This window comes from Pukyongia salina, from assembly GCF_002966125.1.
Classification (GTDB): domain Bacteria; phylum Bacteroidota; class Bacteroidia; order Flavobacteriales; family Flavobacteriaceae; genus Pukyongia; species Pukyongia salina.
The window spans coordinates 2134893-2151295 of the sequence record NZ_CP027062.1 but is presented as its reverse complement, the minus strand read 5'-3'; the positions used below and the strand labels follow the sequence as shown (position 1 = coordinate 2151295).

The following is a 16403-nucleotide window of genomic DNA, read 5'->3' as shown; positions in this document are numbered from 1 at the left end:
CTAATATTTTATGCTTTCAATATTCTGAACCATAAATGTTTGACCTCCTCCCAATCAAACTTTTCTACCTTCTTCCGGGCATTCCTAGCAAGATGCACAGCCGTTTGCGGATTCTCTATTAGTGAGATAACCGATTCACAGATAGCATCTGCATCGTTTGGTTCCACCAGCAAAGCGTCTCGTTTATTTTCTAAAAGATACGGAATACCTCCCACATTGGTGGTTACTACCGGAAGGCCTAAGGCCATTGCCTCTATCACACTTACAGGAGTGTTATCGAAATTGGTTGTATTGATAAATATATCATAGTCTTTGGAAAGGTCGATCCATTCACTTTTACTTAATCTGCCGGTAAATTTAATTGGTAACGAGGCTTCAGCAGCAATATTTTTACAGCGCTCCAGCGAACCATCCTTGTCCGGCCCTACCATACACAAACTGGCCTGATAATCGCTCTTCAATAACAGCTTTACAACTTCAAGGGCCAGCGCTGGGTTATAGATCTCGGCAAAGGATCGTACCCATAGTAATTTAGGTTTTGGATCAGGACGAAGCCGGATAGGGTAGTTTTCCAGGACGATGTTGTTGGGAATCTCAATTAAATTATTGTAGCCCTCTTTCTTGAATTCCTCCATTAAGTATGCCGAAGGAGATACGTTGATCTTAGCCCCGTTAAATAATTTCCAGGAAAGTCGTCTATTGTTACGTAGTCGCTCCGGTAGATTCCCACCACGTAAGATAGGGATATAGGGCAGTCCAACCAATCTGCAGATATTCGCAACAGTTACCGCAAAATAGAAATTCTGGGTCGAATAGGTATCGATAAGGACATAGCTTACTTTTCTTCTATACCGAAGTACTGCCCAAATCATATCCAGTAATCTCCATATTTTATTAGGTTTGGTGGAAGCCATATAAACCGTATAACCCTCTTGTTCCAATAATGAACCCAAAGTTTCAATGGAGGTAACTGTGCTCCCGGAGGCCTCCAGTTTATTTCCTATGTATAAGAGTTTTTGGTTTGGCATGTATTATTTGAATTAGGGCTAACCCGTAAATAAACGCGGGTGCAGCAATTCGCATCGAGGAATGATTGATAGTAAGCAACCAGAAAAAGAATAAGGGTAGCAAATACCTGTTTGGCTTACTACTCAGCAGCAGGAAAATAGGAGTAATGATCAAAATTGTGAGTGCGAACAATCCGGGCAAACCATGTTCCGATAGGAGCCTGCTCACCTCGTTATGCGTAGCCGAAATTCTCCCAGTTGCTTCAAATCTATATTCACGGATCTTTCCTACCCCAATACCTGTTAAGGGTGCGTCGTAAAACGCCTGTAATTCACTCTTTAGCAATTCTGCCCTCCCCGTTGAGATATCCTGTTTTACACGCCCCGCAGCATCCTGATTGGAATAACGTTTGTCTATCAGGCCAAAAGTAGAAACAGACGAATATAACCACGTGAGTAGAATAACACCTCCTATGAACAATATCTTTGGTATGAGAGCACTTCGGGTTCTTACATCCGAACGAATAAAATGAAAGATCACAAACACACCTGCAATTACCGCAGCTGTAATGATACCTCCTCGTGAAAATGTAATAATACCTCTGTAACTTACAATTGCTAATAAGATAAGATCGACAATATTCACCAGTCTGCTTCTTATGGTTAGCAAACGCGTAAACAAAATAAACATCCCAAGACCCAGGATCGTTGCAACCTGGTTAGGACCAAATCCACCTGAAGCTTCGAAATTAGAATGAGTTCCTGATAGTATATCCCGTATATTGGGTGTGTACAAATACAAATAAACGGTCATTGAAACTATTGGTAACAAAATCGCCAGTAGCAGTTGTTCGAACTTAATGGCAGATATTTTCCTGCGATAACAGTAAAGTGCTGTTATGGCAAGACACACCGGACCACTTAAATTAAAGCTCAATGCACTCGCAACATTGGTATCGTAATTAAGATTGATGGCTGAAAACAAGATACCGGGTACCAAAAGGAGTATAAAAATAAAGTACGGCCATGAACGTATGTTGATTCCCCTATAGAACATCCCCAGGAACATAAACCCGATCACCGAGTATTTGGCAAACTCATAAGAGATACCTACCCCACCCGTCATTCGGGAAAAAACCTCGAAGCCGGTAATATAAGCAGCTGCAAATAAAACTTCGTCGTTTCTGTTGTAATTGGCAAAGGTCCTGAATAAGAAATACGCCAGAACTCCCACGAAATACAACTGAGCAAAGGATTCGAATAAAAAAATAATTACCGCGATACCTGCATGCAGAATAAGCAATTGGATGTAGGTTATACGTTTTATGGGCTTAACGGTTCTCACCTTTGTAGATCTCTAATAATTGTGGCAATATAGCTTTAAATGAATAATTCCTCTCTATGTGTTCCCTGAAATGCCGTCCATCATTTAATGCGGTTTCGGGATTATTTAAATAAAACTTCATTTCCGAGGCCAGGGCAGCGGAGTCTCCGGACGGTACGATCTTTCCAAAAGTACTAACCACTTCCCCGCACTGTCCAACATTGGTACATACTACGGGCAACGATGCCATCCCGTATTCTAATAAGGCTATTGGTAGTCCCTCCGAACGCGACGACAGCACCCCTATATCGGCTTCCTTCAGCAAGGCTTGTACGCCTTTCTGTGCACCATGAAAATATACCATTTTCATGGTGTTATCTGTGAGCATAGCCTTAAGCTCTTCAATATACCCGGGATTATCATGCCCGCCAATTAGATGAAGTGAAGCTTCCTCAACCTCCGCCGATATCTTGTTAAAGGCCCTCAAAAGATTAAAATGATCTTTCTGTGGCCTGAGATTGGCCAGACAAACTATACGGCCTCCCGCCTTCCCCGGTAGCCCGATCTCTGCCGGTACCGATGAACCATCGGTAACAAAATTCTTTACAAAATGAACTTCCTCACATTTTAGAGTCTGCTCTGCCCAATGTTTTAGTTTTTCATTTACCGAAATGACCGCATCAAACCTGCCTGCGTTTCGTTTTAGCATACCATACCTTCGTTCAGAGAGGTGTTCACTATCTCCATAATGGTCGTGCCAGACCAACCGAACCGAGGGAATCATTCTCTTCACCATAGCTCCCCAAAAATAACTTGTGCTATGTGCATGGATCACAGTTATTTTCTTCTGCCTTACATAACGAAGCAATTTTTTAAAAGTAGGAAGGTCTAACGCATTTTTCTTACCCAGAAATACATATCCAACTTTCGCACTAATACTTTCCTTAAGTAAACCTTCCTTCCTACTCACACAAAGATGCGAGTCTATGCCTTCACGCATTAACTCGTTGGCCAGGGTGATGGCCATTCGTTCGGCTCCGCCTGTGGATAAAGAATCTATGAGTTGTAAAACCTTCACAGTATTAACTTTTTAATTGCTTCGGCAAAGCTATCGATCGTATATTGCCGGGACCATTTTATGGATTGTGAAGACATCTCTCGCTGTCTCGTAGTATCGTTTAATAATGTTGTAATGTTATTTACATCCATCTCCTTGTCCATTTCTAGTAATACTCCTCTATTACCGTGATCCAGCATCCAAGGTACACAGGAAACCGGGGATGCCATAGGTATGAGCCCCCAGAACATTGCTTCTGCCACCACTTTTGGCCAGCCTTCAGATCTGGAGGGTAGTATTAAAAAATGAGATGCGCGATAAAATTCTTCCAACTCCTGAGGTTTCACAGCCCCATGAATAGTAGCAATTTCTGAAAGAGCCTGTTCTTCAATATAATTCTCAAGATTTGCACGTTCCGGGCCATCCCCAAAGTAATCAATTTGCACCTTCTGCCCTTTTCTGTAAAGATCCTCTATCAGCTTCAATGCGTACAAGGGCTGCTTACCCTCACTCAGGGTGCCCACAAATACAAAGCGGAAAGGGGGTTCGTGGCTAATGTCAACGGCCATCTTTAATTTTTCTTCCGTATAACTGGCCGTAAAGAACGGCACTATATTTTGTGATTGTCCCGGCCACTCTCCATATACGAGTACTTTCATGTTTTTGGTTAGAAAGGTATTGGACAGTACCCATTTTTGAAAACGGTAACTCAAGGGTTGTCTTGCTCCTGGTTGCCAGTTACCGGCATATTTGGCTGTTTTTTGTTTCTTCGGAAATAGAATCTGAACCAAACAACCAATTAAACCAATATTCCCGGGGCACCTTAAATGTATATGATCTGCCATTTTCATACTGGTATATACAGCCGAAAATATCCTGGGTGCAAACCAAAGTGCCCTAAAAATCTGCGACACCGAATTGAAGGCAACTGCTGGTACCGGCCGAACGAATAAGTTATCATGATCATAGGAAGAAAAGATCACAGGTAGCTCTTTTTCATCAATAGGAGCTGTGATCAATACTTTTTCAAAGTGCGCTGTCCAAAGATTCATTTCACGAACATAGGGTTGATAGGCAAACCAGCGACCTGAAGATCGAATATGAGTGGTATGAGATATTATAGCCAGCGTCATACTTTTCGTGGTTTATTTATTAGTAAACTCCACCATCCTGTAACGCGACCCAAAGATTCGTAGAAGGCAGCCTGCCGATCGGGCCCGGTTAAAACATTACTCATTCTCACCAAGGTTAACAGTAAGGCCGTAGCATTCCATTTTATTCGATCCTTTATCCCGGGTTTCGGAAATTTCACCCGCCACACATACCAGCCGTTCCTTACCACCATTTTACCGTATTTAAATGAATCGGGTCTGCCGGAGGCTTCATGATAATGATACAATTGTGCCGTAGTATTTACATAGAGCTTACCAATATTTGAGATTCTCAGCGTATAATCGGCATCCTCATAGAGCCCGTAACCATCAAAATATGTAGAAAATTTATGATCGTCCAGAACCTTTTTCCGAAAAGACGAAACCCCACCCATTAGTTGTTCTACTTCGTATGTTTTACCGCTGGGGGGTAAAAAACTAACACTGCGCCCATGGGCAAAGCCCGGGAAACATGCCGGCGCTTTGTCACTGTCCAACCCAAGTTTCTTTCGTAATACATAACGAGATCCGTCCTTTCGGGCCCACCCGTCATACACAAAATAAGAATCGTCCATAGTCTCGTTCTCATGGGTCTTATTCCAAGCTACCTCGTTAACAATGTACCCACCTACCCCCAGGGCCTTAGGAAACTGAATGTATGTCTCCAGCAAATTTTTAAAATATTCGGGTTTTAAAACAGTATCATCATCGAGGAAACAGACCACTTCTATATCGTCTGATACTCTTTCAATTCCATAGTTTCTCTGTCGGGTAAGTCCGCGCTCATTTTCGGGAACTTTATAATATCTAAGGGAAGGAAAATTATGAGAGGCTATAGCATTTTTGGTACGTTTGTCTGTGGACCCATCAATGATCAAGATCTCATCGGGATAAAGGGTTTGCTCCGTTACGGATCGCAGAAGTTTTAAAAGCGGATCCGGCCGCATATAAGTACATATGATAAGACTGAATTTCATGTGGTATTCATTTTCTTAACCCAACTCACACTTTCATTCCAGCGTTTTTTAAAGTTTGTATAATATCTTAACGGATTCAATATCTCCTGTTCCCGGTAATACTTCAGAAACAACATGAGTTTATACCCCTTTATTTGCTCTGCACTACGGTGTTTAAATTTAAAATACAATACCGTTGGCGAAGGTTTAGGTTCAATTGCAGTAGTATCCCATGGTTTTTCTATTTCTTTTCTGAAGCCACCTATAGGTGCTTTAAGATGTTTAACTTCGAAGGGATGATAGATCACATCTACCCCACTTTTGCGTAACTGCATGCCGTAATCCTTATCTTCTCCATAACCGAATTCCAACCTGAGATCAAATTGTATCTTTCTTGCAATTTCTCCCGGCACAAAGCTGTTACCTGCACCAAACGTAGGCCATTGTCGCATAAGGTGTTCCAACTTACGCTCTCCCTCCTGAATATACGAACTTGTTAAAGCCGAACTACGTAAAGTTGATAAAATACGAATTGCTTCCGTAAGGGTCTCTGGGCGCATCCGGTTGTCATCATCGGCGAAGAACACCCAGGGCGCCGTTGTCCTGCTAATCGCAAGATTTCTGGCATGACAGGCACCTGCTCGATGGGTAAAATGATGATCGATCTCGAATGGCCAGGCCGAGTTGTGAAGATAATCCAATTGCGAACTACTGTCAGGATCCGGATTTTGTTCTACTATTATAACTTTTGCCGGCAGTAAGGTTTGTTCAGCTAAGTCTTTCAATACATCATGCAAAAACGCCTTTCGACCAATCGTGGGGATGATCACATCCATCTCATTAGGAACCCCAATAGGTAACGAGTTCTGTACATGATCCATTTCGATCTTTAGCGATCGCTTACGATAAAGCAATAAAGCTCTTATCAGCGACCATAGATACCACTTTCCTTCAAACACCCCGTAATTCAGAAATAATAAAAGTACCCAACGGGACTTATAATGATGGGCAACGAATTTAAACAACTGAGCTCTATTCCCTGTTGGTATCCTAATCTCTGGCACAGATCCACGCGTGAGTAATTCAGGTTCAGAATAACAAAGAAGGCCCTGCGATTGCCCAATTCTGGCAATTGAATTTAATACATAACCAAATTGTTCGTTGCTGAAGGGTAAGGAAGAAAATTTATTTAAAACGGAGCCATATACCACACCTGCTTCGGCGCTCATTTGCCAGGTTGGGTAACGAACATTCATCGGAAACTCGATATATGGTGAATCTTCAACATATCCTATTCCGGAAGGCAAGTAATGGTAGCCGATTACCGAATAACTTAACATCATATTCCTGTTATAGAGCAATCGAGGAAGAGCCTCTTTATCCATTTGATCTTGTAGCCCGTCCACACACCAACCGATGATCTCATCCGGATGTTCCCGGGCCACCGAAAAAATAGCACTCGCTACCGGCTTGTTGAGCAGATCTTCCAGCCCGGACACCGGGCCATCTATAGCGGTAACTTTTCGCGTATCGTGGATGAGCAAGATCATCGACTTATTATTTGTTCGTAGAATTCAATATTCGTCTGGACGATCTTTTCCATATCGAATACCTTCTCGATTTTCGTTCGCGCAGCTTTCCCAATTTCAAGGGTCTTCTGTTCCGAAGGAAAAAGATCTGTGATGATCTTTACATAGGCATCCGTATCATTGGGATCTGCTTTATACCCGTTTACACCGTGGTCGATCAGCTCCTCCGCCCACCCGTAGTTGGTGTTCACAACCACCTTCTGCAATGCCATCGACTCTATGGTCACCATCCCCAGTGTTTCTGCCAGTGATGGAAACACGCAAACATGTGCATCTCGTATGTGCTGCTTCACTTCGCTATAGGGTATCTTTCCAACGTATTTCACTCTTTTCTTTGCTTCATCACTGAAGTGCGACTGAAGTACCTCCCAGGTAGACTCTGAACCGGTTTTCATATCTCCCGAATCTGAACCTATTAGGATCAGTTCGGCGCGTGGCTCTACTGCAACGAGTTTTGAGAACATCTCAGCGAGTTGAAACACACCTTTCTTTCTAATGATTGTACCAATATTTAGCAGGCGATACTTCGTGAATTCAGACGGGTCCTCATTCCTGAAATCGGCCAGGTTCAACCCATAATGTATGGTAGTTACTTTATCTTTGGGTAAACCAAAAAGTTTGGCACTCTCCTGCCCCGCGAAGGTAGTAGGAGCAATAAACGCTACTGCTCGTTTTACGGCCTGTTTCTCGAAGAATTTATTCTTCCATTTTTGAACACGACCATCCAGATAACAAAAATAGGTGTCGCTGCCATGAAATCGAATTACAAGAGGTGCGTCCAATTTCATAAAGGCAGTAATTCCGGTCCAGTCTGGAGCCTCAATGGCGTCTATACCATCAGACCTTACAAACTTATTCACATAGGCCGCAATATGCTTCCTGTATCGATACCATCCCAGTATAGGGTAATGCCGCTTCTTTAGTAGATGAAACCGTATCCCATCTTCAGTAAATACAGCATCTTCTTTTTCATGATACACAAAAATGCTCACCTCAACACCCCTTCTTACCAATGCATCCACAAGATTCTTTAAGCTCGTCGCAATTCCAGCCGCTCTGCTTATACGAGGATGTGGATATTCGGATGTTACGAAGCCCAGATGCATATTAAAGATGGTTATATATTAATTTAAATAATTTAATTTCTTTCGTAGAGCTCTGGATCCATAGCGAATTGCCACTCTAACCAGATAAGGGTTGCCTTTTCTGTTCACAGGATCGAACCGATCGCTCTTCTGTTTCATATCCCATACCTTCTCTGCACCTACTTCTTTGATAAAGGATGTATTTATCACTGCGATTGCATCTATTTCCTTATTAATTTGCGCCATGCTCTTATCACAGCTAAAAAGCTCTTTTAATAGGCCTAAGGTCTTTTCGTCCTTCTCATGCAGATCCTCATATCTAACTACTTTATGTCGTGTAAGATCAGGCAATATCTTAAGTACCCTCCCGGATGCTTTCCTGCAAAAATAGTAGGGGTAGATCCCCAACTGGAAGGTAAGACGTTTCGTAAGATTCTTCCATCCTTTTTTCTGAAACTTCATTCCCTTTAACAGGCTGTTGTATACTCCTTTTGGATCGCGAAGGAGTATAACATGAATATCATGCGGGAATACCCGGGGAAGCATATCTTTTCCTTCAAAGGTGGTATCCTTGATCATCACATATTTTCTATCGGATTTCTCAAGGATCCTTTCCCGTAAACCATCTATGAACAAATGATCCATGAATTCTTTATCGGTTTGTTGCGAGATCGTCCTGTCATAGACCTCATAGTACGATTTTAGTAATGTTGAAAGCCTGGTTTCACTCCTGTTGTGAATAAGCACCTCATGATCTGAAAAGATCTTGAAAACCTCCGAAACAAAATTATGCCCACTTCGTGGAGAATACGAATTCAGGAAGATGATCTTTTGTTCGAGCTCTCTCATGTTTGTGTTTTCTGAAGGATTTGTTCAATTCCCTCCCATATTCGCTCCGAGGCCTTTTCCGGTTGCTCAGCTATGTTTACCACACCATACCACCTTTTTGCCACAGGAACGGGATCTACTTCCTTATCCAGGATAGCTTTTATCCCGTTGTAGATCTCTTCTTTACTTAGTGCCCATACCACGGCATCATTAGGCATGGACCTAAAGTGTACGTACTTGTAATTCTGCCCAATGTCCCGAATACCCTTTTTAAGTTGGGGCTGCTCGTAATTCGGGTAGATGCAGGGCTTGTCGTGCACCACAAAATCGAACACCATACTGGAACAAATATTTACAACCAATTCTGAATGGTAACAGGTATTTACCAGTAATTTGTAATCTGCCTTGGTAGGCATCACCTGGTTCCAGCGATCGCCCATCTGTTTCCATAATGGATCGATAGGAGTAATAAGGTCTTTAAATTCATCCAGCACAAAATCGTAGCGATCTGAAAAATCGATTGGCACTTTGCGGTAAATGATCCCTAGGTCGTAGCCTTCGTCCCTTAACCTACTCACAGCTTTTGCCGTATCTTCCAGGTAATATTGATCTAGCGGTGAGGTAGTCTGGTCATCTCCCGAGAAACAGATATAGCGACGCTCCGGGTTTAGGTTGTACTCGCTGCAAAACGCTTCCCTCGACATCACCAGGCCTGTATCGTAATGGGGTTCAAACTGTGGCGTTCCCGTAACAAAGACCTGTTCTTCCCTGATCTTGGGATAGTATTGTAATAACTGATCTTTCATAAGATCGGACCAGACAAAATAATAGTCGGTTTCTATCGTACTCATCCCCTTCGGTAAGTTATCCCAGCTGTAGATCCAGCAGGCCGTTGGGATCCCAAGATCCTGTGCTGCCAGGATGGGAGCGATCGCCTGGGTGGCGCGTTGGGTCGTACTGAAAACCATATCGGGACGATGTTCTTGCAGTTGAGCCACACATTCCCTGTAGCGTGCGGTGCTGCGCTCGGCGGCATAGGTCTTGTCTACAATACGCTGCCACCCCTTTTGGGTACTCGAAAAAGTTTGATGATAAAGTACGTAAGCCGACTTCAGAAAAGATTTAAAATTATTCCAAACCAATGGAAAGGTATAGGTCTTGTAAACAGGATCCTGGAATCTTTTTTCCGAAAGTTTTAATTCTACCCGTTTTCTGGCCCTGTTCAGTACCGCGGTTTTTGGATGGACAGCGGTATTTTTGATAACGACCTCCGGATAGCCTAGATTTTTATCCAATGAAAAAACGGTGTTATTCCAATAGGTGATATCGAATCCCATCTCATCGCCAATTTCCTTGAAATGAGTAAATGCAAAGTTTCGCAAGCCAACACCATCCGGAAAAAGTATAAATACTTTTTTACCTCTCATACTGTCCTATTATACCTTTTTGTATTTCAGTTTTTCGCGCTGAACCGCTTCAATGGGAAGCACATCTGTAGATTTGTAAGTGAGTGCTTTATACACGGCATTGAGGTCCCTGCTTAGCTTTCGTAAACCCATGGGTTCCAAAGATGCCGCGTGATCTGTACCTTTCCAGGTACGGTCCAGGGTATAATGTCTTTCAATAATAGGTGCTCCCAAGGTATAGGCAGCAATATCGACAGCTATCCCAAGGTGATGACCCGAAAATCCCACATGCTTTACTTTATCTCCATATTTCTCCTTTAAAAGTGAGATATCCAGCAAACACACATCTTCAAAAGGCACTGGGTATCCGGATGTACAGTTGTAAAGCACCAGGTCTTTGTTTCTGCCTTTTTCAGAAAAGAATGCTACCAGGGAAGCGATCTCATCCTTTGTGGTCATCCCGGTGGAGATATGGATCTCCCCGGTATAATTTTCACATAACCATCCCAGCATTTCGTAATGGTTATTACAGGCCGAAGGGATCTTGATGAATTGAGGATCTAAGGATGCGATCTCCCGGGCCGAGGTTAGATCCCACACCGAGGTGGAGTAAACAATCCCTATCTCTTCACAATACGACTTCAATTCGGCGTGCTGTTCTACAGAGAATTCCAGGAATTCCCTGTGCGCTCCATAGGTATCCCCATAAGAGTTCACCGGGTTAGGGTGTGGCGCTTCGTACTGTTCTTCGGTAAGCAGTTCTTTATTATTTCTCTTCTGAAATTTCACCGCATCCACGTTGCAGAAGATCTTTGCCACCTTCACAAGCTCTTTGGCTAATTCCATATCTCCTTTGTGGTTACAGCCAATTTCGGCTATCACAAAAGGTTTGGGGTACTTACTCATAGCGTTTGTTATATTTAATGATGAATTCGCATGCTTCGCGAATCGCTCCTGCACCGCCACTTTCGTTCAAAATCATATCGGCGTGCTGTTTTATTATATTCATGGCATTATTTGGGGCCATCGACCAGCCTACCGTACACATAGTGGCCAGGTCGTTAATATCGTCACCCACATAGGCAATATCTCCCGGGGTGATATTCATGTCTCGCATAAGGCGCTGCATTCTGCTGTACTTATCCTTTACACCCATAAAGACATGTTCGATCTTTAATTTGTTCATCCTGCTGGCAACCAGGGCCGAGTCTTCCGAAGTCATAACCATTACCTCAACTCCCAGTTCGCGTATGATCTCCAGACCCATGCCATCCCTCATATCGAACTCTTTGGTTAATTCGCCATCCTCTGTATAGGAAACATGGCCACTTGTAAACACCCCGTCCACATCCAGGATAAGATACGAAATCCGCGATTGCTGTTTGCACTTTTTAAGCCTGTCCAGCAGTAGTTGCTCCACCAGTTGCCAGTCGCTCTCTTCATCGATCTCATGGTAAGAATCTGCGCTCATTTCTACCAGGCCTATCTTCCCACTAAGCCTATTGCCGCTGTTTTTCAATGCCTGGGCGGAGCTAATGTACACAGCACCATTTTCTATAAGCAGTCCGTCGAAATCCTGCCTACGAGGCCTGTTGGTATAATCATAATTTTTTGCGGTACCATCTTCATTCCAGGAAAACCTGTGAGTTCGCACTGCACTTAGCACCGAATCGTAACCCGAAGCCTGTTTTTCAAGGCAGGCGTTTATATCTTCCGAACGAGTGAGTGGAGAGGTGGCTTGCAGTAGGCAAAAGGTATCGAAGTTGTACTTCATCGTCTCACAGAATTCCAGGATGGCCGCCTCTGTACTAGCATCGTCTGTAGCGGTATGAGCACCCCGTTGCATGACCTCTACCTTATCTGTCCATTGGTAGTTGGCTTTAATATAGGCCTCTACAACCTCATCATCTGTATAGACATAAACGGTATCCAGTTTAGAGAATATGGCCTCTGTAAGTACCCAACTGAATAACGGGCGTCCTGCCATTTTCCTTCGGTTCTTATTTACTATGCCTTTAGAGCCTTTTCGTAAGGGGATAAATCCGATTGCTTTCGCCATGGTACCGACTTTAACGCTAAGATAAAATTTATATTAGGATTGGTGAGGTTGGCCTCATTAACTTGTTAACAGTGATTTTCACTATTTAAAACGAATGTTTCAGCACTTTATTCGCAGCTCTAAAGATGGTTCTTTCACATCCACTACAAAACTGTAAGGAGCGTTCCTGTGGTGAGCAATAAGGTGAAGCAATAATTGGTCGTTAAGCTGTTTCATATCAATCGTGGGGACGTCATGCTTACCTAAGGTCTGTTTTATAAGTTGTTTGGCTCCCTTCTTTTTTTTCTGAACGAACTTAAAAGCATGAACCCCCGGCTCGAGTTGGGGTAGCCTCGCAAACAGAAATTCGTTTACCTCATCGGCTGTGTTGGACATGAGCTCTGTTTCTGCCCCGTCAAGCTGCTCCATATCCTCCCGGGAAGGTATAATGCCCCAGGATTGAGGATTCACCGTGGTTCTCCCGGCTGCCATCCCCGTTTGCAGATGCCTGTGATTAATTCGGACGATATTGGACACCCTTAGTTCTTCGGTGAGTGCTTTGTCTTCTCTGTTTCTGTAGATCACATGATATTGATGCAGCATTAATACTTCTTCACTATAAAAGCTAACCGGGATACCGCTGTTTTTAAGTCGGACATGCATATCGGTATCTTCCGATCCCCAGAAATGATAGAACTCGTCGAATCCCCTCAATTTCTTTACGGCATCTACAGGCATTAAGGTAAGGCCGGTAGCACCTTCGTCACTCTCAAATTTGATCTTGTATTCTGAAAATGGCAGATTCTTGGCAGTTTCCTCTTCCGAAAGAAAACCAACTTTAAAATAAACCGCCATATCCGGGTGCTGCATACTCCTTGCCCTCGCGATAAAATCGGGGTGGAAGATCATATCGACATCGGCTACAAAAAAATAGCCTCCCTCCTGGGTCTTTATTACGCTATTGAGCGCTTTGCATTTATTCCAGGGCTGATGTTGTACGGGATGGTACGTATAGGTTACAAAGGCGTATGTACCTATGAGTTTTTTTATTTCTGAAGCCAGTTGAGCACGAGAACCGTAATCTACAAAGGCTACCCGAAAATTCGAATCGCGCTGCGACTTCAACGAGTCCAGGGATCTTTTTACCCTTTCCAGGTCTCGGTTTCGGTATGGATAGATTAGTGTAAGCACCCGTTCTTAGATTTCGTTTTCTATTTGGCTGTAGCAATTTAACACTTCTTTCCTTATGGTATCGTAATCGAAGCGAGCCCTTAGTTCCATATTGATCCTGAAGGCTTTTTCGCACATCTCCCTGCCCTGCAGTGCAAGTTTGATAAGTGCCGCAATATGGGTTTCGTCTTCCGGATCATTGATGAGCAAGCCGTTCACGCCATCTTCGATAACCTCCCTACTCACATTTCCGGGATTGGATTGTATGGGGAAGGCACCCATGACAATAGCCTCCAGAAGGGTATTTGGCATGCCATCGGAAGCACTGTTCCCAACATACAAAAGAGCTTCCCCCATCAGTTGCAATACTTTTTCGTGTGAGACCATGGCTTTTTTTGTTGAAGCGATCTGTATATGTTTCCGAAGAAAATCATTAGACTCCACATAATTGACAACTTCATCATCAGCTCCAAAGAGAACGATATCATAGGGCTCCAGGATCTCCGGAATATGTTCCAGGGATGCCAGTACATTTAATGCCCTGCCCGATCTTCCCTGATAGCCTTTTATAAGGATACTTTTCCGCTTGTTGAACGGTTTTATAAATTTCTGAAAATCTGTTATCCTGAATCCACCACCGCCGGGATAAGCCCCTAAGAATGCTCCCTTAAAACCCAGGTGCTGAGCAATATGATGATCTCTCATATTATCGGTGAACAGATAGTCAATATGGGGTAAAACCCTCTGAAGATCTGCCAGATGCTCGGGCAACTCCTTAAAATGGAACAGGTCGCTACCCCAGGAGGAATAGATCCATTTAATTTTGGGATATTTCTGCATCACCGGAAAAATGGGTACCGAACATTTATACATAACAAAACTGTGCACCACATCCGGCTGCACTTTTTTCAGGACTTTATGGAAAGCAGCTGCCATATCCTTTTCAAAGAGTTTGTGGACAGCCGGCAACTGTTTTTTGATAAAGGTTCGTCCCTTAAAATTTCCACCTTTGTAGCGCCACCCCTGATGCTGTGGGACCCAGTCCAATTGTGGGATGGGGTCTCCGTCTGTGGCGTCGAACCAATGCACCTCATGACCCGAATCTTTCAATTGGGCTGTCCATCGCCTGAAGTGGATGGAATTCATGGAAACCATGAGGATCTTCATAGGTGGGTTAGTGTTTAAAAGATTGATTTAAGGAGTAAAGATAATGTTTGAGGGATTTTAAAGATGGATTCCTTACAAATATCGAAAGCATTTCGGCAAAAGCCCTGAATCGTTGTTTGCGGCGATTATATTCGTTTACACGTTTGAGGCAGGTGGCCTCCAGACTTTGTTTTATCTCTTTTCTTTTACTGCTGAAATGAGGATCGCTTAACATAAATCGCAGAATCTTTTGTTTTACCGCTATGGCTGCGATCTCGTTAGAGCGGTAGGACGCAGATTGACCGATCCCCATACGGTAAACCGCAGTAATATCTTTAAGATAGACGATCCTTCCGCCATTTACCAATGTCCACAGATATAGTGGCCAGTCACCATAAGGAAGTTCCAGTATCCATTGAGGCACTTGTTTTTCCCTGGTTCGGTTTCTAAAAACACTGCTCACCGAACTGATATAATTTTCACGTATAAGATGGGAGAAATCTGTTACCTCGGCTATATCCGGCCGCGGGTCTGCAACTAGATTTCCATCCGGAAACAGATTATTTTTTGCTGTGAAGACCAGGTCTACATCCTCCTGTTCTTCAAGAATATCCAGCTGTTTCTTGATCTTGAAAGGATCTGTCCAGTAATCGTCACCATCGCAAATCGCGATATATTTTCCATCACATTCTGCCAGAGTTCTCATAAAGTTATGGATAAGCCCCATATTCTTGTTAGAAGCTAGTAGTTTGATCTTATCCGGATATCTTTGTTGATAATCTTGTAGAATTTCCAGGGTACCGTCGCTGCTCGCATCGTCCCCAATAACCAGTTCGAGGGTATATGGCCCCTGCTGCCGAAGAATTCCTTCCAGCATCTCTCCCACCACCTCTTTCTGATTGTAGGTGAGGATAAAAACACTTAAGTGTGGACGAGACGTGCTCAAAATGTGTTATTATTTAAGGGTTCGGAACTTGTCCGCAAATTTTCTCTGGTCGTCAAACTGGTAATTAAAACGTTCGATATCGGCTGCATATAATTTCGCCACTTTTGCGATCAACGCATCAGAATAATACCTGGAATAATGCCTGCGATTCTTCCTGGCAGCATTTATGTGCAGATCGAAATCCTGTTGTATCCCCAGTGCCTTTACTATATGTTGCATATCGTTCTCGAAACTCTCGAACCTACCCATATAATCTACAGCATAGGTTCCTTTTTCATCGAAAAACCGGGATTGGGGCGTCAAGTGATCTCCCCGATAATGGGTTTCCCCGGTCTCGGTCAATACAGTTTTAAATTTACCGGCCTTATCGAGATAATTGCTAAAATTATCCTTTATTTTCCTGTCATTCTGAAGCCAAAAATAATCGGAGATCGCCCTGTCCCAAGGATTTCTAACAAAGGTGAACTTAAAATAACTTTCCCATTGTTGTGTGGTCACCAGGCCGGTTTCTACGAGCTGCTTTGCCGTGGCGTGTTGCATAAAGAACTTTCGTTTTGGGCACCAGCCATGAACCACCTCGTAATTAGCCTCAAACCAATCTATCTTTTGATTGGGATATAGAAAATACTTTACACTCGTGCCCGCACATTTTGGGATATGAATAAAAATACATTTATGTTGGTGTGAGATCAATAGATGC

The 16403-nt window shown here is 43.3% G+C and carries 15 protein-coding genes; all 15 read right to left on the bottom strand.

Annotated features, from left to right (window positions below):
• Window positions 1-8: 8 nt before the first annotated feature.
• The 15 genes from C5O00_RS09800 to C5O00_RS09730 all read right to left on the bottom strand — a co-directional run bounded on the left by C5O00_RS09800 (window position 9) and on the right by C5O00_RS09730 (window position 16396).
• Window positions 9-1028 (bottom strand): glycosyltransferase family 4 protein, encoded by a 1020-nt coding sequence (locus tag C5O00_RS09800; RefSeq protein ID WP_105216690.1) that lies wholly within the window; start codon window positions 1026-1028, stop codon window positions 9-11.
• The gene (locus C5O00_RS09795) at window positions 994-2352 is read right to left on the bottom strand and encodes an O-antigen ligase family protein (protein WP_105216689.1); all 1359 of its coding nucleotides are present in this window, start codon (window positions 2350-2352) and stop codon (window positions 994-996) included. The genes C5O00_RS09800 and C5O00_RS09795 overlap by 35 nt, the downstream gene beginning before the upstream one ends.
• The gene (locus C5O00_RS09790) at window positions 2339-3409 is read right to left on the bottom strand and encodes a glycosyltransferase family 4 protein (RefSeq protein ID WP_105216688.1); all 1071 of its coding nucleotides are present in this window, start codon (window positions 3407-3409) and stop codon (window positions 2339-2341) included. The genes C5O00_RS09795 and C5O00_RS09790 overlap by 14 nt, the downstream gene beginning before the upstream one ends.
• Window positions 3406-4521, bottom strand: a complete 1116-nt coding sequence (locus C5O00_RS09785) for a glycosyltransferase family 4 protein (RefSeq protein ID WP_105216687.1) — start codon at window positions 4519-4521, stop codon at window positions 3406-3408. The genes C5O00_RS09790 and C5O00_RS09785 overlap by 4 nt, the downstream gene beginning before the upstream one ends.
• Entirely contained in the window at window positions 4518-5516 is a 999-nt protein-coding gene (locus tag C5O00_RS09780) for a glycosyltransferase family 2 protein (protein WP_105216686.1), read from the bottom strand. Before C5O00_RS09780 ends, C5O00_RS09785 begins: the two co-directional genes overlap by 4 nt.
• Window positions 5513-7045 (bottom strand): glycosyltransferase family 2 protein, encoded by a 1533-nt coding sequence (locus tag C5O00_RS09775; protein ID WP_105216685.1) that lies wholly within the window; start codon window positions 7043-7045, stop codon window positions 5513-5515. The genes C5O00_RS09780 and C5O00_RS09775 overlap by 4 nt, the downstream gene beginning before the upstream one ends.
• Complete coding sequence (locus C5O00_RS09770) at window positions 7042-8190, bottom strand: glycosyltransferase family 4 protein (protein ID WP_105216684.1); 1149 nt, start codon at window positions 8188-8190, stop codon at window positions 7042-7044. The genes C5O00_RS09775 and C5O00_RS09770 overlap by 4 nt, the downstream gene beginning before the upstream one ends.
• 18 nt (window positions 8191-8208) lie before the next feature.
• Window positions 8209-9018 carry a hypothetical protein gene (locus C5O00_RS09765; protein ID WP_105216683.1) on the bottom strand — a complete coding sequence of 270 codons (810 nt, stop codon included), beginning with the start codon at window positions 9016-9018 and terminating at the stop codon, window positions 8209-8211.
• A complete protein-coding gene (locus C5O00_RS09760; protein ID WP_105216682.1) occupies window positions 9015-10424 on the bottom strand; it encodes a glycosyltransferase family protein in 1410 nt (469 codons plus the stop codon). Before C5O00_RS09760 ends, C5O00_RS09765 begins: the two co-directional genes overlap by 4 nt.
• A gap of 9 nt (window positions 10425-10433) precedes the next feature.
• The gene (locus C5O00_RS09755) at window positions 10434-11309 is read right to left on the bottom strand and encodes an N-acetylneuraminate synthase family protein (protein ID WP_105216681.1); all 876 of its coding nucleotides are present in this window, start codon (window positions 11307-11309) and stop codon (window positions 10434-10436) included.
• Complete coding sequence (locus C5O00_RS09750) at window positions 11302-12462, bottom strand: acylneuraminate cytidylyltransferase (RefSeq protein WP_105216680.1); 1161 nt, start codon at window positions 12460-12462, stop codon at window positions 11302-11304. The genes C5O00_RS09755 and C5O00_RS09750 overlap by 8 nt, the downstream gene beginning before the upstream one ends.
• Before the next feature lie 99 nt (window positions 12463-12561).
• Entirely contained in the window at window positions 12562-13632 is a 1071-nt protein-coding gene (locus C5O00_RS09745) for a glycosyltransferase family 2 protein (RefSeq protein ID WP_105216679.1), read from the bottom strand.
• A gap of 6 nt (window positions 13633-13638) precedes the next feature.
• A complete protein-coding gene (locus tag C5O00_RS09740; RefSeq protein ID WP_105216678.1) occupies window positions 13639-14778 on the bottom strand; it encodes a glycosyltransferase in 1140 nt (379 codons plus the stop codon).
• A gap of 7 nt (window positions 14779-14785) precedes the next feature.
• Window positions 14786-15703 carry a glycosyltransferase gene (locus tag C5O00_RS09735; protein WP_158676823.1) on the bottom strand — a complete coding sequence of 306 codons (918 nt, stop codon included), beginning with the start codon at window positions 15701-15703 and terminating at the stop codon, window positions 14786-14788.
• Window positions 15704-15712: 9 nt separating this feature from the next.
• Window positions 15713-16396, bottom strand: coding sequence for a sulfotransferase family 2 domain-containing protein (locus C5O00_RS09730; protein ID WP_105216676.1), 684 nt, complete (start codon window positions 16394-16396; stop codon window positions 15713-15715).
• Window positions 16397-16403 lie beyond the last annotated feature (7 nt).